Origin of the sequence: Bacteroides faecalis (assembly GCF_003865075.1) — a bacterium.
Taxonomy (GTDB): domain Bacteria; phylum Bacteroidota; class Bacteroidia; order Bacteroidales; family Bacteroidaceae; genus Bacteroides; species Bacteroides faecalis.
Window position 1 is genome coordinate 570,306 of the sequence record NZ_BHWB01000001.1, and the last position, 22,334, is coordinate 592,639.

The 22,334-nt window shown below is 38.9% G+C and carries 16 protein-coding genes and 1 tRNA gene; 11 read left to right on the forward strand and 6 right to left on the reverse strand.

The annotated features are described in order from the left end of the window. Window positions 1-154: 154 nt before the first annotated feature. The 4 genes from EJF25_RS02090 (at window position 155) to EJF25_RS02105 (ending at window position 7,658) form a co-directional block, all read left to right on the forward strand. On the forward strand, window positions 155-2,188 hold the full coding sequence (locus tag EJF25_RS02090) for a hypothetical protein (RefSeq protein WP_125039816.1): 2,034 nt from the start codon (window positions 155-157) through the stop codon (window positions 2,186-2,188). A 62-nt stretch (window positions 2,189-2,250) separates the two neighbouring features. Next, the gene (locus EJF25_RS02095) at window positions 2,251-4,320 is read left to right on the forward strand and encodes an arylsulfatase (RefSeq protein ID WP_125039817.1); all 2,070 of its coding nucleotides are present in this window, start codon (window positions 2,251-2,253) and stop codon (window positions 4,318-4,320) included. 129 nt (window positions 4,321-4,449) lie between these two features. After that, window positions 4,450-5,337, forward strand: coding sequence for a glycoside hydrolase family 43 protein (locus EJF25_RS02100; RefSeq protein ID WP_235016689.1), 888 nt, complete (start codon window positions 4,450-4,452; stop codon window positions 5,335-5,337). Window positions 5,338-6,686: 1,349 nt separating this feature from the next. Further along, the gene (locus EJF25_RS02105) at window positions 6,687-7,658 is read left to right on the forward strand and encodes a glycoside hydrolase family 43 protein (RefSeq protein ID WP_125039819.1); all 972 of its coding nucleotides are present in this window, start codon (window positions 6,687-6,689) and stop codon (window positions 7,656-7,658) included. Between the two features lie 332 nt (window positions 7,659-7,990). Here EJF25_RS02105 and EJF25_RS02110 read toward each other — a convergent pair whose 3' ends face one another. The 4 genes from EJF25_RS02110 to xerD all read right to left on the reverse strand — a co-directional run bounded on the left by EJF25_RS02110 (window position 7,991) and on the right by xerD (window position 13,511). Then, window positions 7,991-9,529, reverse strand: a complete 1,539-nt coding sequence (locus EJF25_RS02110; RefSeq protein WP_125039820.1) for a YifB family Mg chelatase-like AAA ATPase — start codon at window positions 9,527-9,529, stop codon at window positions 7,991-7,993. Window positions 9,530-9,541: 12 nt separating this feature from the next. Then, window positions 9,542-10,609, reverse strand: a complete 1,068-nt coding sequence (locus tag EJF25_RS02115) for a TlpA disulfide reductase family protein (protein WP_125039821.1) — start codon at window positions 10,607-10,609, stop codon at window positions 9,542-9,544. Between the two features lie 111 nt (window positions 10,610-10,720). Then, window positions 10,721-12,415 (reverse strand): tetratricopeptide repeat protein, encoded by a 1,695-nt coding sequence (locus EJF25_RS02120; protein ID WP_200832849.1) that lies wholly within the window; start codon window positions 12,413-12,415, stop codon window positions 10,721-10,723. Window positions 12,416-12,551: 136 nt separating this feature from the next. Then, window positions 12,552-13,511: a site-specific tyrosine recombinase XerD gene (gene xerD / locus EJF25_RS02125; RefSeq protein WP_125039822.1), complete on the reverse strand. Its 960-nt coding sequence runs from the start codon at window positions 13,509-13,511 to the stop codon at window positions 12,552-12,554. A gap of 146 nt (window positions 13,512-13,657) precedes the next feature. Here xerD and aroQ point away from each other — a divergent pair, with 146 nt between their 5' ends. The 6 genes from aroQ (at window position 13,658) to EJF25_RS02155 (ending at window position 18,934) form a co-directional block, all read left to right on the forward strand. Next, window positions 13,658-14,080, forward strand: a complete 423-nt coding sequence (gene aroQ / locus EJF25_RS02130; RefSeq protein WP_125039917.1) for a type II 3-dehydroquinate dehydratase — start codon at window positions 13,658-13,660, stop codon at window positions 14,078-14,080. A gap of 28 nt (window positions 14,081-14,108) precedes the next feature. After that, window positions 14,109-15,566 carry a pyruvate kinase gene (gene pyk / locus EJF25_RS02135; RefSeq protein WP_125039823.1) on the forward strand — a complete coding sequence of 486 codons (1,458 nt, stop codon included), beginning with the start codon at window positions 14,109-14,111 and terminating at the stop codon, window positions 15,564-15,566. 11 nt (window positions 15,567-15,577) lie between these two features. Then, window positions 15,578-16,216: an O-methyltransferase gene (locus EJF25_RS02140; RefSeq protein WP_125039824.1), complete on the forward strand. Its 639-nt coding sequence runs from the start codon at window positions 15,578-15,580 to the stop codon at window positions 16,214-16,216. 17 nt (window positions 16,217-16,233) lie between these two features. After that, window positions 16,234-16,566, forward strand: coding sequence for a 30S ribosome-binding factor RbfA (gene rbfA, locus EJF25_RS02145; RefSeq protein WP_125039825.1), 333 nt, complete (start codon window positions 16,234-16,236; stop codon window positions 16,564-16,566). Further along, window positions 16,563-17,789, forward strand: coding sequence for an FtsX-like permease family protein (locus EJF25_RS02150; RefSeq protein WP_125039826.1), 1,227 nt, complete (start codon window positions 16,563-16,565; stop codon window positions 17,787-17,789). The genes rbfA and EJF25_RS02150 overlap by 4 nt, the downstream gene beginning before the upstream one ends. Before the next feature lie 248 nt (window positions 17,790-18,037). Next, window positions 18,038-18,934 (forward strand): CE1 family esterase, encoded by an 897-nt coding sequence (locus EJF25_RS02155; protein WP_125039827.1) that lies wholly within the window; start codon window positions 18,038-18,040, stop codon window positions 18,932-18,934. 131 nt (window positions 18,935-19,065) lie between these two features. Here the strand turns inward: EJF25_RS02155 and EJF25_RS02160 are convergent, their stop codons facing one another. Together EJF25_RS02160 and EJF25_RS02165 are read right to left on the reverse strand one after the other, a co-directional pair. Beyond that, on the reverse strand, window positions 19,066-20,076 hold the full coding sequence (locus tag EJF25_RS02160; RefSeq protein WP_125039828.1) for a 2-oxoacid:ferredoxin oxidoreductase subunit beta: 1,011 nt from the start codon (window positions 20,074-20,076) through the stop codon (window positions 19,066-19,068). A gap of 3 nt (window positions 20,077-20,079) precedes the next feature. After that, window positions 20,080-21,930 carry a 2-oxoacid:acceptor oxidoreductase subunit alpha gene (locus EJF25_RS02165; RefSeq protein ID WP_125039829.1) on the reverse strand — a complete coding sequence of 617 codons (1,851 nt, stop codon included), beginning with the start codon at window positions 21,928-21,930 and terminating at the stop codon, window positions 20,080-20,082. Window positions 21,931-22,133: 203 nt separating this feature from the next. On the opposite strand from EJF25_RS02165, the gene EJF25_RS02170 reads away from it, so the two are divergent. Next, window positions 22,134-22,205: transfer RNA gene (locus EJF25_RS02170), tRNA-Arg, on the forward strand. The last annotated feature ends 129 nt before the right edge of the window (window positions 22,206-22,334 follow it).

A 22,334-nucleotide genomic window follows, 5' to 3' on the forward strand; every position in this document is an offset into this window, starting at 1 on the left:
TTATTTATTGACCAATTTGTTATGTCATGAGCAGATTATGTTCGCTAACTTTGCCTACGTCACATAATCATGTGATGACGAAACATGAAATGAACAACCGAATTTAGTACTAACAGAATCAGGAAATGTGGCTGATTCGAATAATTTTATTTATATGAATTTGAAATACTTATTTTTGGGTATAGCTATTGTAACATTTACAGTGACTGCTAAAGCTATCGACTATGTACCGCAAAACATTTCTGCATCTATTTCTTTGAAGGTGCCTGGAAACATCGCAAAACAATATCCCTTGAATATGCAAAAGTTGCAGAATGATGGTTCTGCTTATTTATTGGAAGCTTCTGAAAGTATTCCTTTGATCGTTTCTCAAAGAGTGGAGAATGTCGATGGCAAAGTAAATATCAATGTGTGTATTACTGCATTGGAAGATGTTTATTTTAACTATAATCAACGAGTATCTACAGGTTTCCGTCATGATGATTGTCAGTTTTACATGCCTGGTTTCTGGTATCGCCGTAATCTTCGTTCGCCGAAAGAAGCGCCTTCATTCCATACATCGGATAGCTGGTTGGTTCGTGAAGATAGGTTGAGTGCACCACTTACCGGTATTTACTGTGAGAAAGAAAAAAGTTATATGACAGTAAATCGTCTGGATGCGTTTACAGAGGATGCTCTGACTACCCATCGGGAAGGAGAGGTCATTCTTTCCGGCAAAACTTCCATTGGTTTTACAGGATTTGAAAACAAGGACGGAACAGCTACTCTTTCTTTTGGTTTTCCCTATCGTGAGGCTCCCAGAACTTATATTCGCAAGCTTACGTTAGCACCGGAAGTAGAGGCTTTCCAATTCCTTAAGAAAGGAGAAACAGTGTTATTGACATGGGTGCTTGCGGAAAATAAAGCAGAAGACTTTTCTGAATTTATTCAACATGCGTGGGAATATTGCTATGATACATACTCTCCGAAACCAGTTGAAACTCCTTATTCTATAGCAGATATGAAGGAAACAATGAGTGCTTTCTTTGTAAACAGTCTGGTGGAAAAACATCCATTGGTATTTAACTCCGGAATACATCTTAGAACAGATGAATGCCATAAAAATGGTCAGGCTGAAGTTGGCTTTATCGGACGAGTACTTTTGAATGCCTTCAACGCTTTGGAATATGGCTGGGAGAACAACCGCGAAGACCTGAAGAATAACAGTACCAAAATATTTGAAAGCTATCTGAAGAATGGCTTTACACCGGCAGGTTTCTTTAAAGAATCTGTAAATTTTGATCGTAACACTGAAGATCCGGTTCATAGTATTCGTCGTCAGTCGGAAGGAATCTACGCAATGCTTCATTATCTGGCTTATGAAAAAGAAAATGGTCGCCGTCACCCGGAATGGGAACAACGTATGAAGACAATGCTGGATATGCTTTTACAGTTACAAAATGCTGACGGTAGCTTCCCGCGTAAGTTCAAAGATGACTTTACGATTGTAGATAAGAGTGGCGGTAGTACCCCTTCTGCAACCTTACCTCTTGTGATGGGATACAAATATTTTAAGGATAAACGTTATCTGGAGAGTGCTAAACGTACGGCAGGCTATCTGGAGAATGAGTTGATCTCGAAATCCGACTATTTCTCTTCTACACTTGATGCAAACTGTGAAGATAAAGAGGCTTCTCTTTATGCAGCTACGGCTACTTATTATCTTTCATTGATTACTAAAGGAGAAGAACATCGTCATTATGCTGATTTGACAAAGAAGGCTGCTTATTTTGCTTTGTCATGGTATTATTTATGGGATGTTCCTTTTGCTCAGGGACAAATGTTGGGTGATATCGGTTTGAAAACTCGTGGCTGGGGTAATGTATCCGTAGAGAATAATCATATCGATGTGTTTGTATTTGAATTTGCCTCTGTATTGCAATGGCTATCGAAAGAGTATAATGAACCTCGTTTCTCTGATTTTGCGGAAGTTATCTCAACTTCAATGAGACAACTGTTACCTCATGAAGGACATTTGTGTGGAATTGCTTTGACTGGTTACTATCCGGAAGTAGTACAACACACGAACTGGGATTATGGAAAGAATGGAAAAGGATATTATAACGATATCTTTGCTCCGGGATGGACAGTTGCATCTCTTTGGGAGTTGTTTACTCCGGGACGTGCAGAGAAACTATTGACAAAGTAATCCTCTTGATGGATGGAAAGATAAAGTAATTATACTATGCTTTTGTATAAAAGACAAATTGTATGAATAAACTTCCCTTTATCCTAACAGCCGCAACTGCGGCTGTTAGTGTTTCTGCACTAGCACAGAGTCGGAATGCGGAGAAACCAAACATTATTGTAATCCTGGCAGATGATATGGGATACTCCGATATCGGCTGTTATGGTGGAGAGGTACAAACGCCTAATTTAGATCGATTGGCAAAGAACGGACTTCGTTACCGGCAATTTTATAATGGTGCGAGAAGTTGTCCTACTCGTGCCAGCCTATTAACGGGATTGTATGCTCACCAAGCAGGAATGGGATGGATGGCTGCTGCCGATATGCAGCGTCCGCCTTATCAAGGATACTTGAACAAAGAATGTATGACGATAGCGGAAGTGTTGAAAGGTTCCGGATATAGCACTTATATGAGTGGTAAATGGCATGTAAGTAGTGACCGCCAGAATGAGGGAGGCATTAAAGATAACTGGCCCAATCAGCGAGGATTTGATCGTTTTTATGGTATTGTAGGAGGAGCGGCCAATTACTTTAATACTACTTATAACTATAATAATGATCAATTCCAATCCCCTAAGGATGGAAGTTTCTACTTTACTCATGCTATCAGTGACAGTGCTACGGTCTTTATTCATCGTCATGATTACGAAAAGTCTCCTTTGTTTTTATATCTTGCCTATACAGCTCCACACTGGCCTTTGCATGCCTTGCAAAAGGATATAGATAAGTATGTGGAAGTATATAAAGCAGGCTGGGACCGTTTGCGTGAAGAACGTTTCCGTAAGCAAAAAGCAATGGGGCTGTTTTCGAAAGATGTAAAGCTGCCACCTCGTGATTCAAGAGTTCCTGCATGGGATAGTCTTACAGAAGCAGAGCAGAATGAGTTTGTTATGCGTATGGCAATCTATGCTGCTCAGATAGATGCGATGGATCAAGGCATAGGCAGAGTGATTGATGAACTCCAGAAAAGGGGACAATTAGAGAATACAGTGATTATGTTTCTGAGCGATAATGGAGCATGTGCCGAATTTATCAGTGGAGGCAAAAGGAAAGCGGTTGATGGGATGGAAGATACTTATGAGAGTTACCGCATTAACTGGGCAAACCTGAGTGACACTCCTTATAAAGAGTATAAACATCATACGAATGAAGGAGGAATTGCCACACCGTTGATAGTACACTATCCTGAAGGTATTAAGAAGAAAATGCGTAATTCGTTTATCGACCAGTATGGACATATCACAGACATTATGGCCACTTGTGTTGATCTAGGAAAGGCCGACTATCCACAATCGTATAAAGGACATAAAATTACTCCCATGCAGGGAGTTAGCCTGACTCCGGATTGGCAAGGGAAGAAAGCGGAAAGAGGTAAAACATTCTGGGAACATGAAGCCAATATTGCTGTAAGAGACGGCAAGTGGAAGATTGTCACCAAAGTGATGGAAGGAGAAACCTTTAGCGAAGACTCAATCAAATTGTATGATATAAAAGAAGACCCGACAGAGATGAATGATATCTCCTCGAAATATCCGGAAAAAAAGACAGAACTTTACGCTGCATGGAAACAATGGGCGGCAGAGGTTGGAGCTCTTCCCATGGATACTCGTTTTTATGGCGAACGTCAGCGTGACTACAAACGCGAATGTATAAATGGAGAATTTGAAGATAATTTCGGAGGTTGGGAATGCTCATCCAGCGAGAAAGCGAAAATTAAATTTTCTATTGATACGATGCAAGTTATTTCAGGAAAGAAAGCTGCTAAGATTGAGATACTTAAATCAGGAGATATGCCCAGAATGGGATTCTTGAAATGGGAATTCAATGCGAATAAAAGTGAGAAGGTATCTATTCGTTTTAAAGCGAAATCATTGCAAAAAACAGATATGATTGTCAGACTGGAAACAATGAGGAATTTATCTGTTAAGTATATTGATAAGGTAGTCCCACTTACAGAGGACGTTCAGACTTTTGAATTTGAATCAGAGGAGTTACCTTCGAAGGGAAGTTACCAGTTGGTGTTTTATGTCGGTAAATCGAAAGAAGGTACGATTTGGCTTGACGATATTGAAATGACATTTGGAAGAGATTGATACAGAAATATATAATACTTTAAAAGCTAGTTTATGAGTTGTAATTTGAGAAGACTATTTTATTTGTTGCTATTTTGCAGTTGTGTGCCGTTTGTTTGTTATGGTACAAATAATGATGGAGCACCTCTGATGGATGAATCCTGTGATAAGATATCATCTAATCTACCTATTGCTGATCCTTATATATTGAATTATGATGGTACATATTATGCCTATGGCACACGCGGGAATGGTTTTGAGGTGTATATATCAGATGATTTGAAACATTGGAAACGAGGAGAAAAACTAGCCCTTTCTCCCAAAGACTCTTGGGGAACAAAATGGTACTGGGCTCCTGAAGTATACTATGTAAAGTCGAAAAATAAGTTTTATATGTTTTATTCTGTAGACGAACATATTTGTGTCGCTACTTCAGATAGTCCCGAAGGTCCGTTTGTACAGGATAAGAAGGAACCTATCTGGGACGAAAAAAGTATTGATACCAGTCTGTTCATCGATGATGACGGTACTCCTTATCTCTACTTTGTACGTTTTACAGGTGGAAATGTGATCTGGGTAGCTGAGATGAAATCTGATTTGAAAAGCATTAAGAAGAAAACCCTGAAACAATGCATTAGTGCTGAAGATGGGTGGGAGACGGTTCGTGATAGAGTAGCGGAAGGTCCTTCCATACTTAAAAGGAACGGTATGTATTATTTAATTTATTCAGCGAACCATTATCAAAGCCAGGATTATGCAGTAGGATATGCAACAGCAACGTCACCACTAGGACCTTGGAAAAAATATACCGGAAATCCTATTTTACGGAGAGATCAAAAAGTAGCTTCGGGATTGTTTGGTACGGGACATGGGGCGCCATTTGTTTGCAATGACGGAAGTTATAAATATATCTTTCATGCCCATTGGAGCGAGAGTAAAGTAGCCCCACGTACCTCCTTTATTGCTGATTTTACATTTGCGGATGATGGATCTATCTCCATTGGTGGAGAACTTATTAGACCTGAAGTGGTGAAGTAGTATAGAGTATCTCTTTTTTATTTTGTGCCAAGTATGTATCATTTCATTGGCATAAGTGATACTCTTGATTGTAATTCTTACTCTTTATTTTGATGAGAACTTCTCAGCATTACATATGAGTAATTACTCCCCCTTTGAGTTAAAAAATACTCGTTTTATTGTCACTTGTCACTTTTTTAAGTTAAGTAGTTAATTATCAATGCTGAAATGGTGATAATAACCAGTGATAATAGAGTGACAATAGAAAAAGATCCAAGTTCTATTGTCACTTTGTTATTTTACTATCCTCAGTACTTTTGTATTTTTTCCTTCTGATTTGTGTTATTTTTCTTTCTTTTTACTGGATGTTGTATCTCTTCAATGATAGATAGAAAGAGACAGAACAATCTTTTTATCTTTTTATTTCAGTTGAATAGATTTGGCGTGTAAAATAGCGTAATCCCCTTTATATAAAAGAAATAAACCGTTTGTTTAGTTGTTTTGAAGGTTTAATTAATGGCTTTCTAAGATGATAAAATATCGTTTTACGTACATGGTCCCATGGCTCCACGTACGTGAACCATTGGGTTCACGTACATCATCCGAATAGTTCACGTACGAGAAACGAGGATGTGTACCTTTCAAAAAACAGTAATCGAGCCTTGTCTGTATGTTAAGGTTAGCAGTGTTTGTTCTACTACATACTGTATTGATTGAGTAACAATTCTATTAATTAATAAAAAACAAGTAATGAAATGGTTGCACATTATGGTTTTATGAGAAAATCCGATGAGAATAGAGTGAAAACCTCTAAACTTGACATCTTTAAATTGTATCTTACGACTCGGAGATTATTATTTATTATATACTTAGCGATTGATTATTAGATAATTAATCGATTGAAATAGTAAGATGGAAGTGACAATAGAGATGTCTTGAACTCTTATTGTCACTCTATTGTCACCGACTATTATCACCAATCTGTTATTGATTATCAAAGGTTTAATGCCAAAAAGTGACAAGTGACAATAAATAGCCACTTTATTTTCTCCAAGAGAATATAAATGGATTGTTCTTGAACCTGGTGTATTTAACTGTTATGCAAGAGGTGATATGTTAGTGTTTTCTATAATTGGTATTATGCGGATGTTTTTATATTATTGCTGTATAAGAGTCTTTTGTATCTTACTGAATTTCTGTACATTTGTCGTGTGGAACGATAAGTCGTAATTTGTTCCCTTTTTGTAAATTTAAGTATGGTTTCATAACTTGCTGTTGTGCTCTTTCAAACCTGTTGAATACATGATTATTTTCTTGGTGAAGAAGAAATACTCTATTTTTGGATGATAAAATTAAAACAAACTTATAATATGAAGAGATTATTTGGTTTTTTATTGTTTTGCTATTGCCTTATAGTAATATGTGGTGCCGAAAATCGGGATAGCTCATTTCTGATTAATAAATCTGATGATATTATAGAAGATCGTTTGCCTATCGCTGATCCCTATGTGTTGTTTTATAATGATAAATACTATGCCTATGGTACAAATGTCGAAGGTTTTGAAGTTTATATTTCAGAGGATTTGAAACATTGGAGGCGGGAGAATAAACTGGCATTATCACCGAAAGATTCCTGGGGAACTACATGGTATTGGGCTCCTGAAGTATATTACATAAAGTCTAAAAATAAATTTTATATGTTTTACTCTGTAAATGAGCATATCTGTGTAGCTACTTCGGATAGTCCTACAGGACCTTTTGTACAGGATAAGAAAGAGCCTATCTGGAAGGAGAAAAGTATTGATACCAATCTATTCATTGATGATGACGGTACTCCTTACCTCTACTTTGTGCGTGTTACCAATGGCAATGTTATTTGGGTGGCTGAAATGAATGCAGATTTGAAAAGTATTAAAGAAGAAACTCTGACAGAGTGTGTGAAAGCAGAGACTCCATGGGAGCGTGTACAAGCTAATGTGGCAGAAGGGCCTTCCGTTTTGAAAAAGAACGGTTTGTACTATCTACTTTATTCTGCCAATGATTATAAAAGTAAGGATTATGCGGTAGGTTATGCTACTGCCTCTTCTCCATTCGGACCTTGGAAAAAGTATGATGGAAATCCAATATTGCACAAAGATAAAGACCTTGCTATGAAATTAGTTGGTACGGGACATGGTGCTCCTTTTATGTGTAAAGATGGGAGTTATAAATACATTTTCCATGCTCATTGGAGCCAAGAAAAAATACAACCACGTACCTCTTATTTTAAGAATCTTACTTTCTCTGATGATGGTGTGATAACTATTGGTGGTGATGTAATTAGACCCGTAGTGGTGAAATAAGAAAATTGTTTTGAATGATATATTGAGTTGAAACATATCATAAGATAGTAAAGAGAACAGGTACTTTAAGCATACTTAAAAAGACTCTGTTCTTTTTATTGTTTCATGTGAATATTGGCAATGGTAATTTTCTAAGAAGTCAATACGAATAATAATAGATTAATTAGCTGTTAATACACCCTTGTGGCCTTTACCATAATACCTTCCAATAAAGTTTGCATATAAGCGATAATCGGATTGTCATCCATTTCGTAATCTGTGGTTAATTGCCGCATCTGTAGGAAAGTAACCCATACACTTTTTTTTATCTTCCTGTTTTATTTATGCTATTCTTATCCTGCCCAATTTTCTCTGTCCAGATTGCGATAACCGATTGCTTCTGCCAAGTGATTAGAAAGTATCTGTTCGCAACCTTCCAGATCGGCAATGGTACGTGCTACTTTCAATATACGGTCATAAGCTCTGGCTGATAAATTGAGCCGGTCCATAGCAGTTCTTAATAATTGAAGTCCCTTTTCATCAGGATGCGCATAAGTGGCTAATAATTGGCTATTCATTTGAGCGTTACAATGTACTCCGGGAAAATCCTTATAACGTTTCTCTTGTATTTGTCGTGCTTTCATCACCCGTTCTCGGATTATAGTACTTGCTTCTCCCCGTCGCTGGTCGGAAATTTTGTCGAAAGGAACAGGAACAATTTCTATCTGAATGTCAATCCGGTCGAGTAGTGGACCAGAGATTTTATTTAAGTATTTTTGCACTTGTCCCGGGTTGCAAACACAGGGCTTTGTCGGATGATTGTAATATCCGCAAGGGCAAGGATTCATGGATGCGATCAGCATTAGACTGGCCGGATAATTTATACTGCTTTTGACGCGAGAAATGGTAATGCATCTGTCCTCCAACGGCTGGCGTAATACTTCCAATACACTCCTTGAAAATTCAGGAAGTTCGTCTAGAAATAAAACCCCATTGTGAGCCAAACTGATTTCTCCGGGTTGTGGAAAACTACCTCCTCCTACCATTGCTACTTGTGAGATTGTGTGATGTGGTGCGCGGAATGGGCGTTGTGTAATCAGTGAGGAGTTACGGCCCAATTTTCCTGCCACAGAATGTATTTTTGTTGTTTCCAAACTTTCGCTTAGAGATAGTGGAGGCAAGATAGAAGGTAAGCGTTTAGCCATCATTGATTTACCACTTCCTGGTGCACCTACCATAATTAGGTTGTGTCCTCCGGAAGCAGCTACTTCTAAGGCTCGTTTTACATTCTCTTGGCCTTTGACGTCTGCAAAATCAAATTCAAAGTTACTTTGTTGGGCATAAAATTCTTCCCGTGTATTGACAATTGTCGGCTCTAGTTCCCGTTCATTATTGAAAAACTCGATAACTTCTTTAATATTACTTACTCCATAAACTTTTAGTTGATTAACAACAGCTGCTTCTCTCGCATTTTGTTGTGGAATAATTAATCCCTCGAATCCATCCTCACGTGCTTTGATCGCAATGGGTAAAGCTCCTGTGATGGGCTGAATGCTACCGTCCAGACTGAGTTCACCCATTAATAAGTAGCGTGAAAACTTTTCAGAGGATATCGTCTCACTGGCACCTAAAAGACCGATTGCAAGTGGTAAATCATAAGCAGAACCTTCTTTACGAATGTCAGCAGGGGCCATATTGACTACTAAATTGCTGGTAGGCATTTTATAGCCATTGACTTGCAGTGCAGAGATAATACGTTGATGACTTTCCTTTACCGCAGAATCCGGAAGGCCGACGAGATAAAACATGCAGCCACGAGAGCTGTTTACTTCAATTGTGATGAGTGTTGCATCAATTCCTTGAACAGCCGCTCCGAAAACTTTGATTAACACGATGACTAGCGATTATTTCTTCTTCTTACTATTCTTTTCTTTTTCTTCTGCTTTGGTAACTACCTCTTCCAATTTCTTTCTCAACTCTTGTCCATGCAGATTCTTAGCAACAATTTTTCCTTCTGGTGAGAGTAATACATTTGAAGGTAAATGTTTGATAGAATATTGTTTGGCAATATCTGAATTCAGTCCGTTGAAGTCACATACTTGTTCCCAACTTAAACTATCCCGTTTGATAGCATTTTTCCATTGTTGCTTGTCAATATCGAGAGAAATACCCAGAAGATTTAGGTATTTGCTCTTCTTATATGTTTGATAGAGTGCTTTTAACTCCTTATTGTTCTGCTTGTTAGAAATGCTATCTCCCCATGAAGCCCAAAAGTTGATTAATATATTCTTGTCTTTGAATCCTTCTGATGAGCGGGTGATTTTTTCCCCTTTCTCATTAGGGAGGGTGAAGAATGGAGCATATTTACCTATTTCTGTCTTCTCAGTCTGAGTCATTGTTTCATTCAGACGTTCGATATATGATTTATCTTGCAATACTCCTGTCATGACTTCAATTAATTTTTTAATCTTATTGAAATCAGGTGCGTCTTTTTGAACAAAGTATTTGTCCAATAAATAGAGACTTACGTATGAGGAGTGATGTTGCTGTATAAACTCTTCGGCTTTCTGTTCCAGAACTTCTGCAGAAGGATTTTCCAATTCTCCTACTTCCTTTTGGAATTTAGAAAGCTCTTCATTATATATATTTCCGTCAATAAACAGAATATCCGGATTAGCTATATCTCCTTTTATAGTGATTTTATTACCTTTATCAAAGAAAATAGGGTATTCTATTTGGCGGTTGAATAATAAATAAGCAGAAATGACTGTATCTACTTTGGTTGTAAAGGAGAATTTGTTATCCTTAGCATAAATCGTATCTATCTGGTCATACGATTCGTCCATGCCATATAAGTAAATTGTATCTGTTTCCAGTCCCTTGATCTCTCCAGTGATACTGACTTTATCCGAAGTCTTTTTGCAACCGACTAAACAGATGATTATGAGGATTAAAATACTGCTCTTTTTCATTGCTTTGATTACTTTTCTGCGAAAGTACGGTTTTTTACAGATAAAAAAAAGAATTGCCCGTCATTTGTCATGACAGGCAATTCTTAATATTTAAAATAAGTGATAAATCTCTTATTTAGCAATGCTCATGAAATCTGCGTTAGTGAAGAACTTAGCAAATTCTAAGTCAGTTGCAGCTTTCTTAGCCAATGCAGGTTCTTTAGCAACAGCGCTCTTCAAGCTGCTAATTACCATAGAAGCATTGTTAGTTCTAGCACCCAGAACAGCCATCAAGTAGTCTGTGTAAGCGTCCGGTCTTTGAACGTTAGCCAAAGTGTTTTTAGCTTTGTTGTAGTCTTTAGCCAAGATCTGAGCCAAAGCAGCACTATTAGTCTTAGAGTCACCGAATGAGTTTACTGCTCTTTCGTATTGACCTTGAGCGATGTACAGGTTACCCATTGATTCGCCAAGTTCTTTAGTACCAGCAGCTTTACCGAAGTATGCTTCAGCAGCACCCTTGTCACCCTTCATCAAAGAGATCAAACCTAAGTTCATATTAACTTCAGGAGATGCATTTACGCTAGCAGCTTTCTTGAAGAAAGTTTCAGCTTTGTCAATGTTACCTGCCTGATAAGCCAATTTACCAAGATTGTTGAATGCACGGTAATCGCTTGGGAATTGTTTAGTAGCCTGAGTATAGATAGCTTCTTGTTGAGAAGGATCGTTAGTCAATGTAGCAGCATACAGTAATTCTTCGATATTCAGTTCAGAAGGTTTAGACGAAGCCAATTTAGTGATTTCTTCGTCAGATTTGCCAATGATCTCATAGTTCAAAGTCAAACGAGAACGACGCAATTGAGGCAGAATAGTGTTAGCCAATTCTTTGTATACAGCAGAGATGTTCTTGATTTCGCTTTCTCTTTGAGCAGGATCCTGATACATAGAGATTACACGAAGGATCAATTCTTTATCTTGGATGTTAGATTTAGAAACCAGTTCCTGGAATCCTTCCCAGTCCTGAGCAGTATATTTAGCATCCATAGGAACGTCGATTTTGTCTTTCTTCAAATCTTTGTTCAACAACTTAGTTGTATTTCCTTCACGATTTTCAGCAAGAGTAGTATTTAAACTTACACCACCATCAGGAGAAGCATAGGCAGAAACTTCGATGTTGCTGATTTTTTTGTTTTCAGCAGCATTTACGTTAGCAACTTCTTTGTTGAATTCTTTAGCTTTCTTCAACTCGCTTGAACGGATGTTAGCTTGTTGGATAAGGAACATGATGTTAGATTCATGTTTTTCTTTGATGATACGTTGGAAAGCGTCTTCACCCAAAGCTGGGTTAGCGTTAGCCAAAGTATTGTTTACCAATTCAGAAGTCGAAATCACACCATCAGCGATTTTAACAGCAGGAATAGTAACCACTTTCTTGCCGATAGTAGCCTTGAACTCAAGGTACAATTCTGACTTAGCCATTGCAGGTACATAGTCAAAAGAGGTTTTCATGGTATAGCTACCACCCATCTTATAAGAGATAGTCTGGTCGTTACCTTCAACTTTTTCACCCTGGAATGTAGCTGGCTGACCTTTAGCTTCGCCACCGTTCCATCTCAAAACCGGAGTAACTTCTACTACCGCTTTCTTGTTGAAATACTTTTCAGGGAATTTACCATTAATGGTTGCAGGAACTTTGCCACCAATAGCCTCCAGCACTTGCGGAGTTACAGTGAAGTAATCTGCTGACAATTCACCCATTTTTTTGCTGCAAGAAGAGAATAATGCAACAACCATTGCCATGAGTAAAGGCAAGTACAACTTCTTAGTCATTTTAGGTATAAAATTAAATGTTTGTAATTGAAATTTCGCCTATTTGATCACTTTTTCTGCCTAAGGTAGAAAAAGTAGGGCAAAGATATTAATTCTTAATATAATTATATAGATAAGGTTATGATTTTATCATAATTTAATAAAAACTTCCTCCTTTTTCTTGCCGATACTTAATATTTCGGGGATGATGCTCAATTATCTCACTACGGAGCATATTGCGGTCGATGTGTGTATAGATTTCTGTGGTTGCTATGGATTCGTGTCCGAGCATGCATTGAATAGCTCGTAAATTGGCGCCGCCTTCTAGCAAATGAGTGGCAAAAGAGTGACGGAAAGTATGGGGACTAATGTTCTTGGTAATACCCGCTTCTTGTGATAATTCTTTTATCATATGAAAAACCATGATACGTGATAGAGATTTGCCTCTTCGTTGACTGACGAAGACAAAATCTTCGTAACCTTGCTTAACTTCTATTTGGTTTCGGTCAATAAAATAAAGTTTTATTTCGTTAATTGCCCGGGGAGAGATGGGGACGAGACGTTGCTTGTTACCTTTTCCTTCCACTTTAATAAAACCTTCATCAAAATAAAGGTCAGAAAGTTTGAGATTGACGAGTTCGGATACACGCAGTCCGCAACTATATAGTGTCTCCAGGATAGCCCTGTTTCGTTGTCCTTCTGTTTTGCTGCGATCTACAGTGGAAATGATGGTGTCAATTTCTTCGACAGTTAATACTTCGGGGATCTTGAAGCCTATCTTGGGGCCTTCGAGTAGTTCACTGGGATCAGCTTGCAGATAATCAGATAGAATTAGAAATCGGAAAAAAGACTTGATACCTGATAGAATGCGTGCCTGGGAACGGGGATGAATACCGATGTCATGTAATCCGGCTGTGAAATGTTGAAGATCTGTCAGGCTTACTTCTAAAACATTGATACCTTCAAGGGTCAAGAAACTCATGAGTTTATCCAAGTCGGTAAGATAGGCGTCCAACGTGTTGGGAGATAAAGACTTTTCCAGTTTCAAGTATTGTTGATACTTTCTGATTATCAGCGCTTGTTGTTCCTTCTTTTGCATTTTTTCGTTGATTTCCATTTCTTTTTTCTACCTTTGCTCCGCGAAAATAGGCTGCAACTCAGCAGAATACAAATAAATTTGTTTCTGCATTCGGTTTGCACTATCTTTGCACCTTGAAATATTGTTCTTTGGATGCAAAGGTATTAAAAAAACAGGATTACGTGATGAAGATACAAATTATTAACGGCCCGAACATTAATCTGTTGGGTAAACGTGAACCTTCCATATACGGAAGTGTTACATTTGAAGACTATCTGGCTGAACTTCGTAAAAAGTATGCTGACGTGGAGATCGACTATTTTCAATCGAACATTGAGGGAGAAATGATTGACTGCATTCAGCAAGTCGGATTTGACGTTGATGGGATTATTCTGAATGCAGGTGCATATACGCATACATCCATTGCATTGCAGGATGCCATTCGTTCTGTGACTTCTCCTGTGATAGAGGTGCATATTTCTAATGTGCATAACCGCGAATCCTTCCGGCATGTATCCATGATTGCTTGTGCTTGCAAAGGGGTGATCTGTGGTTTCGGGCTGAACTCTTATCATTTGGCTTTGGAAGCTTTGTTAGAAAATAAATAAGATAATAATATAAATAGGTAAAAAGACTATGTTACTGAAACAGACTAAAATTGTTGCTTCTATTTCGGACAGGCGTTGTGATGTGGATTTTATCAAACAATTGTTTGATGCAGGGATGAATGTGGTACGTATGAATACGGCTCATGCCAGTCGTGAAGGTTTTGAAGCTTTAATTGCAAATGTGCGGGCGGTATCTAACCGTATTGCGATATTAATGGATACAAAAGGCCCTGAAGTGCGTACAACTGCCAATGCTGAGCCGATTCTATATAAAATAGGTGAGAAAGTTAAAATTGTAGGTAATCCGGATTTGGAGACTACCCGCGAGTGTATTGCCGTTTCGTATCCGAACTTTGTGCACGACCTGAATATTGGTGGTACCATTTTGATTGATGACGGTGATTTGGAATTGGAAGTTATTGATAAAACGGCCGATTATCTCCTTTGTGAAGTGAAAAACGAAGCGACTCTGGGAAGTCGTAAGAGTGTAAATGTGCCGGGCGTTCGTATTAATCTTCCTTCATTGACGGAAAAAGATCGTAACAATATTTTGTATGCTATTGAAAAGGATATTGACTTTATAGCGCACTCTTTTGTGCGTAATCGTCAGGATGTGCTTGATATTCGCGCAATATTGGATGCTCATAACAGTGATATCAAGATCATTGCCAAGATTGAAAATCAGGAGGGTGTGGATAATATCGACGAAATTCTTGAAGTGGCTGATGGTGTGATGGTTGCTCGTGGTGACTTAGGTATCGAAGTTCCGCAAGAACGTATCCCGGGAATTCAACGTGTATTGATCCGCAAATGTATATTGGCAAAAAAACCTGTAATCGTTGCTACTCAGATGTTGCATACGATGATTAATAATCCACGTCCAACTCGTGCTGAGGTGACCGATATTGCTAATGCTATTTATTATCGTACAGATGCTTTAATGCTAAGTGGTGAAACGGCTTATGGTAAGTATCCGATTGAAGCGGTGAAGACTATGACCAAGATCGCTGCTCAAGCAGAAAAAGATAAATTGGAAGAAAATGATATCCGTATTCCATTGGACGAAAACAGCAATGATGTTACTGCATTCCTTGCTAAACAGGCTGTGAAGGCTACTTCTAAGTTGAAAATTCGCGCCATCATTACAGATAGTTATAGTGGGCGTACTGCCCGTAACTTAGCAGCTTTTCGTGGTAAATATCCTGTGTTGGCTATCTGCTATAAGGAAAAGACAATGCGTCATCTGGCTCTTTCTTATGGTGTGGAAGCTATCTATATGCCGGAACTTGCCAATGGACAAGAATATTATTTTGCTGCTTTGCGCCGTTTGCTGAAGGAAGAGCGTTTACAACCCGCCGACATGGTAGGCTATCTAAGCAGTGGAAAAGAAGGTACGCAGACTTCCTTCCTCGAAATCAATGTCGTGGAAGATGCGTTGAAGCATGCAGAAGATACTGTGTTACCTAACAATAACCGTTATTTGTAAGGAATAGTTTTATGCAAGAGACTGAATCTATTGACGAATATATTTTGCAGCATATCGATGCGGAAAGCGATTATCTGAAAGCGCTCTACCGGGATACGCATGTGAAACTACTTCGTCCCCGTATGGCTTCCGGGCATTTACAGGGAAGGATGTTGAAAATGTTTGTTGAGATGATTCGGCCTCGGCAGATTTTGGAGATCGGAACGTATAGCGGGTATTCCGCTCTTTGTCTGGCAGAAGGTTTGCAGGCGGGCGGGATGTTGCATACGTTCGAAATCAATGATGAACAAGAAGACTTTACTCGTCCGTGGTTAGAAAATTCTCCGTTTACAGATAAAATCCGTTTCTACATAGGTGATGCTTTGGAACTTGTTCCCGATTTGGGTATCACGTTTGATCTGGCTTTTATCGATGGAGATAAACGCAAATATATAGAATATTATGAGATGACATTGGCACATCTCTCCGACGGTGGTTATATCATTGCTGACAATACGTTATGGGACGGTCATGTACTTGAACAACCCCGTAATACGGATGCGCAGACTATTGGTATAAAAGCATTCAATGACCTGCTTGCCGGTGATGAACGGGTGGAGAAAGTCATTTTACCTTTGCGTGACGGATTGACAATTATAAGAAAAAAGTAAAATTAAGGAGTAAATTTATGGAAACAACCAGACAGAATAAGATTTCTCGCCTGTTGCAAAAAGAACTGAGCGAGATATTCCTGTTACAAACCAAGGCAATGCATGGAACATTGGTATCGGTAAGTGCAGTACGTATCAGTCCGGATATGAGCATTGCTCGTGTTTACCTCAGTGTATTTCCCTCTGAGAAAGCAGAAGAAATGGTGAAAAATATTAATGAAAATATGAGGTCCATCCGTTATGAGCTTGGGACTCGTGTACGTCATCAGTTGCGTATCATCCCAGAACTAAAGTTCTTTGTGGATGATTCTCTGGATTATATCGAAAAGATTGATTCATTGCTGAAGTGAATTTTCCTTTCTACATAGCCAAGCGTTATCTTCTCTCTAAAAAGAAACATAATGCTATTAATGTCATTTCCGGCATTTCTGTGTGTGGAGTAGCCCTTGCTACGCTGGCTTTGGTCTGTACCCTTTCTGTTTTCAACGGATTTCAAGATATGGTAGCTAGCTTTTTCACAGCATTCGATCCGGAACTGAAGATTACTGTTCGTGAAGGTAAAGTGTTTGATGGACAGGATGAACGGATTCGCGCGATTTCTGTATTGCCCGAAATAGATGTCTTTTCAGAATCACTTGAAGAGAATGCAATGGTGCAGTATAAAGATCGTCAGGCTATGGTAGTTCTCAAAGGAGTGGAAGATAACTTTAACCAGCTGACTGAAATTGATAGCCTCCTTTATGGAGCTGGAGAATTTTTACTCCATGATTCTATTGTGGATTATGGGATTATGGGGGTGGAGTTAGTGGCAACACTGGGTACAGGATTGCAATTTGTTGATCCTTTGCAGGTATATCTTCCTAAAAGGAATGTGAAAGTAAATATGGCGAATCCGGGAGCTTCTTTCAATCATGATTACCTTTATTCTCCGGGCATTGTTTTTTCTGTAAATCAGCAGCAATATGATGCTAAATATATTCTTACTTCTCTTGATTTCCTGCGTCATCTATTGGATTATACAACAGAAGTTTCTGCCATTGAACTGAAATTGAAACCAAACGTGAATCTCACTTCCGTACAAGCTAATATAGAGAAAATATTGGGAAGTGATTTTGTAGTGCAAAACCGTTATCAACAACAAGAAGATGTATTTCGTATTATGGAGATTGAGAAATTAGTCTCTTATCTGCTTATGACATTTATTTTAATGATCGCTTGTTTTAATGTGATAGGTTCACTTTCTATGTTGATATTGGATAAGAAAGATGATGTTATCACATTGCGTAGTCTTGGGGTAAGTGATAAAATGATTTCTCGGATATTCTTGTTTGAAGGACGTCTTATCTCTCTTTTCGGTGCTCTTTCTGGTATTATTTTGGGATTGATTTTATGTTTCATCCAAGATAAGTTTGGTATCATTACCCTTGGTGGTGGAAATGGCACTTTTGTGGTAGATGCTTATCCTGTGAGTGTTCATGTCTGGGATATTGTACTTGTTTTTGTGACAGTGTTGGCGGTCGGATTCCTTTCTGTATGGTATCCTGTACGTTACTTAAGTAAGCGCCTTTTATAATATTTTTCTTTTCTTTTGGCTTTAAATAAAAAAGTTCGTATCTGATTTCTTGATACTTGCATCAGATATTAGAAAAAAGTCATCTGTATTAAAGATTATTTCTTTATTTTTGGAACTGAGTAGTGTCATTTAATGGCTAATAAGTAGTATATCATAATTAATTAATACTACTGAAGATCATCTGCATATAGCAAACTAATTAGAATTCTGGAAATATTTAGGTACAAGTTAATATAAAAGATACTTTTATGAATCAATCTGCAATGAAAAGAAAAACAATATGGCAGATATGTCTCTTGTTTTCGCTTATCTTCGTATCTGGACAAACGTCTGCCCAAATAAGTGATGCCATATATACATTCAAGGCAGGCGGTCTGGAACGCACTTACTACCTTCACAAGCCTATTGATTTGGTAAAAGATGCAGCACTCGTTTTTGTACTGCATGGATATGGCGGTAATGCGCGATTTCGTGAACATGCTATTCTAGATTCTTTAGCCGACCGGAAAGGGTTTGCTGTTTGTTATCCGCAGGGGATAAAAGACGGCAGAGGAAAGACTTGTTGGAATGTTGGCTATCCGTTCCAAGAAGATATGACTGTCGATGATGTGGATTTTTTATGTAAACTGGCACGACATTTACAGAAAAAGTATCAGCTGAGTAAAGTAAATACGTTTTGTACCGGGCTTTCGAACGGTGGAGAGATGTGTTATTTGTTGGCGTATGAAAAACCTGATGTTTTTTCTGCTGTGGCTCCCATAGCTGGATTAACTCTGGTCTGGATGAATAAAACACTCAAATGTAGAAAACCGATTTCATTGTTTGAAGTACATGGGACGGAAGACAGGACTTCAGAATGGTGGGGCGATCCAACTAATAAAGGTGGTTGGGGGGCTTATATGGCTGTACCTTTAGCGGTGGGTTACTGGGTTGCACAAAATCATTGTACTTATGAAGTCACAGATACGCTTCTGGTCAAAAAAAACAAAAATGATCACTATGTTATTACCCATAAATATATGGGAGGTGACAATGAAAATGAGGTTTGGCTGTATGAGGTCGTGAATGGTAAACATGGATGGGCCTTGCAAGATTTAAATACATTTGAAGAGATCTGGAGCTTTTTTGAGAGATGTATGAAATAGTCTAAGTTTGATATTGAAAGAATATTTTTGATGGTATGATATTAGAGTTTAATTGATTTAATAAATAGAAAGGCGTAGTTGAGATGTTATTCTCTAATCTACGCCTTCTAATTTTATATTATGGATGGAAGTTATTTTACTTCCCAGGTATCATTGGTCATTAACAGTTCCTGGAAATTGTGATATTTCTTTTTGCTTTTAACTTCCTCGATCTGTTCAGCTATTGCATCGTTGTATGTTGGGGCTTCTATGTCACGAATCACACCCAGTGCAATCGGGAAGTCAGGACCTTCCATCAATGCGAGTTTTAATTGCAATGTGTTATCTTGGCAATGAGCGTCATGTACCAAAATATCTTTTTCTGTTACACCATTCTCACCAAGCTTTACTACTTTCAGACCGAAACCTTCCTGCATCAATCCGAACTCTTTGTTTTCACCAAACAACATCGGTTTGCCATGTTCCAGGTAAATTGCATTCTTGGCACGTCCTTCTTTCGTTGCTACGGAAGCGTGTGTGCCATCGTTGAAAATAACACAGTTCTGAAGAATTTCAACTACTGAAGCGCCTTTATGATGAGCTGCTTTTTTCAACACTTCTACAGTCGCAGCAGCATCTACAGCTACACAGCGTGCAAAGAAACGTCCACGAGCCCCGAATGTGAGTTCTGCCGGACGGAACGGATCTTCTACGGTGCCATAAGGAGAAGATTTACTGACAAATCCACGAGCTGAAGTCGGTGAGTATTGTCCTTTTGTTAGACCATAAATACGATTGTTCAACATAATCATATTTAAGTCGATGTTACGGCGAATAGCGTGGATAAAGTGGTTTCCACCAATTGCCAGACCGTCACCATCTCCGGAAATTTGCCAGATAGTCAAATCCGGATTGGCCACTTTTGCACCAGTTGCAATGGCCGCAGCACGTCCGTGAATAGTATGGAATCCATAAGTATTCACATAGTAAGGTAGACGGGAAGAGCAACCGATACCGGAGATCACGGCAATGTTGTGCGGAGCTACTCCCAGTTCGGCCATAGCTTTATGCAGTGAGTTCAGGAAAGCGTGGTCACCACATCCCGGACACCAGCGAGGTTGGCCTGATTTATAATCTTGCATGGTATATACTGTTTCGCTCATCTCTTATTCCTCCAATAATTTAGTGAATGCATCTATCAATTCTCTTGTAACGAAAGGTTGTCCTTTCACTTGATTGAACTGGCTGATGTTTAATCCGGGTATCTTCATACGCAGATAACCGGCAAACTGTCCCAAGTTCTGTTCTGCCACGATGATTTTTTTGTATTTACGTAGTACGTCGGTTGTATTCTTTGGAAGCGGATTGATGTATTGGAAGTGAGCAAAAGCCACTTTCTTTCCATGATCACGCATAAAGTCCATAGCCAGACGGAGATGTCCGTAAGTTCCTCCCCAACCAACGATCAGTAAATCTGCATCCTCGTCACCTAATACGTTCAATTCTGGGATAGAATCTGCGATCTTATCTACTTTCGCTTGACGAAGGCGTACCATCTTGTCATGGTTTTCCGGTTCAGTGGAGATCGCACCTGTTTCGTTGCTTTTTTCAAGACCACCGATGCGGTGCATAAAACCTTCTGTTCCCGGAACAGCCCAATAACGTACTCCTGTTTTCTCGTTACGTTGGTATGGAGTCCATTTACCAGCCATATCCGGAGTAACGTATGGAGGATTGATGGATGGATATTCATCCAAATTTGGAAGCTTCCAGGCAGCAGAACCGTTAGCGATGAAAGCGTCAGTCAGCAATACCACCGGAGTCATGTGTTCCAATGCTATTTTGGCAGCCATATATGCAGATTCGAAACAGTTAGTTGGAGAAGTTGCGGCGATGACAGGCATCGGGCTTTCACCATTACGTCCGTAAAGTGCTTGTAACAAGTCAGTTTGTTCAGACTTAGTTGGCAGACCGGTAGATGGACCACCACGTTGTACATTTACAATAACCAATGGAAGTTCTCCAATCACAGCAAGGTTCATTGCCTCACTTTTTAGGCAGATACCCGGACCGGATGTTGTTGTAACTGCTAAAGCACCTGCAAAAGCCGCACCAACAGCCGAAGCACAACCTGCGATCTCATCTTCGCATTGTACGGTTTTTATTCCCAGAGATTTATGTTTAGATAATTCGTGCAGAATGTCAGTTGCCGGAGTAATAGGATAGGAACCTAGATAAAGTTCCAAACCAGCCTTTTCAGCAGCTGCAATCAATCCATATGATGTCGCTTTATTACCATTAATATCCGTATAAAGTCCCTTTGACTTTGGAGCCTTACTTTCTATCTTATAAGTAGAAGTAGAAGCGTGTGTATTAGCTCCGTAGTTGTAACCATTGTTTAATACCTTAATATTAGCTTCTGCAATCTCAGGCTTTTTTGCGAACTTCTCACGCAACATCTTTTCTGCTGCTGACAGGTTACGATTGAACAGCCAGCAAACTAATCCGAGTGCGAACATGTTTTTACAACGGAGGATTGTTTTGTTGTCTAGTCCAGAGTCTTTCAGGCTCTCTTTACACATGGAAGAGATAGGAACTTCAAGTACTTCTTGTTTGATGCCTAATTCTTCAAAAGGGTTGTTAGTCGTGAATTTGGCTTTTTCCAGATCTCTGGCTTCAAATGAATCGGAGTCAGTAATGATCAATCCTTGTGGTTTACAGAATTTGATTTGAGTTTTCAGTGCTGACGGATTCATTGCTACTAATACGTGACAACGGTCTCCTGGAGTATATACTTGTCCGGCACCTACATGGATTTGGAAACCGGAAACGCCGGTCAGCGAACCTTGTGGGGCACGGATGTCTGCCGGATAGTCGGGGAATGTACAGATATCATTACCTACTGTTGCCGACACGTTCGAGAAGATGTTACCGGCTAGCTGCATACCGTCGCCGGAGTCGCCGGAGAAACGTACTACTACTTCCTCCAATTCTTTAACCATCATTTCGTCTGCCATAACTTTAATTACTATATTTAATTTAAAAATTGATTTTGCTTTCAATTTGTGAGCGCAAAGGTCGGAAAGTTAATCGAATTATCAAAATAAATCGAACTTTATTGTCCTATTGACGCTAAAGATTTGAAATAACTGAAAGGAACCTGTATTTTTATTCTTGTTAAATCAACAGAAACCTTTATCTTTGCAACCAAAATAGAAACGGCCTTGTAGTTCAACGGATAGAATAGAAGTTTCCTAAACTTTAGATAGGGGTTCGATTCCCCTCGAGGCTACCCTTTGTTATGTGATTTGCTTGATGTGCTGTCACATCTTCTCTTTAATTTAAGTATTTTTCTGTTGTCCATGTCTCTTTAAGGTCTAATTTATTACTATTACAACTATTTTGTGAACATCTTTTCGCT

Bases quoted from the DNA above. Each gene is read 5' to 3' on its own strand.
- EJF25_RS02090 (WP_125039816.1), top strand. From the start codon at position 155: ATGAATTTGAAATACTTATTTTTGGGTATAGCTATTGTAACATTTACA.
- EJF25_RS02095 (WP_125039817.1), top strand. From the start codon at position 2,251: ATGAATAAACTTCCCTTTATCCTAACAGCCGCAACTGCGGCTGTTAGT.
- EJF25_RS02100 (WP_235016689.1), top strand. From the start codon at position 4,450: ATGGATGAATCCTGTGATAAGATATCATCTAATCTACCTATTGCTGAT.
- EJF25_RS02105 (WP_125039819.1), top strand. From the start codon at position 6,687: ATGAAGAGATTATTTGGTTTTTTATTGTTTTGCTATTGCCTTATAGTA.
- EJF25_RS02115 (WP_125039821.1), bottom strand. From the start codon at position 10,609: ATGAAAAAGAGCAGTATTTTAATCCTCATAATCATCTGTTTAGTCGGT.
- EJF25_RS02120 (WP_200832849.1), bottom strand. From the start codon at position 12,415: ATGACTAAGAAGTTGTACTTGCCTTTACTCATGGCAATGGTTGTTGCA.
- xerD (WP_125039822.1), bottom strand. From the start codon at position 13,511: ATGGAAATCAACGAAAAAATGCAAAAGAAGGAACAACAAGCGCTGATA.
- aroQ (WP_125039917.1), top strand. From the start codon at position 13,658: ATGAAGATACAAATTATTAACGGCCCGAACATTAATCTGTTGGGTAAA.
- pyk (WP_125039823.1), top strand. From the start codon at position 14,109: ATGTTACTGAAACAGACTAAAATTGTTGCTTCTATTTCGGACAGGCGT.
- EJF25_RS02140 (WP_125039824.1), top strand. From the start codon at position 15,578: ATGCAAGAGACTGAATCTATTGACGAATATATTTTGCAGCATATCGAT.
- rbfA (WP_125039825.1), top strand. From the start codon at position 16,234: ATGGAAACAACCAGACAGAATAAGATTTCTCGCCTGTTGCAAAAAGAA.
- EJF25_RS02155 (WP_125039827.1), top strand. From the start codon at position 18,038: ATGAATCAATCTGCAATGAAAAGAAAAACAATATGGCAGATATGTCTC.
- EJF25_RS02160 (WP_125039828.1), bottom strand. From the start codon at position 20,076: ATGAGCGAAACAGTATATACCATGCAAGATTATAAATCAGGCCAACCT.
- EJF25_RS02165 (WP_125039829.1), bottom strand. From the start codon at position 21,930: ATGGCAGACGAAATGATGGTTAAAGAATTGGAGGAAGTAGTAGTACGT.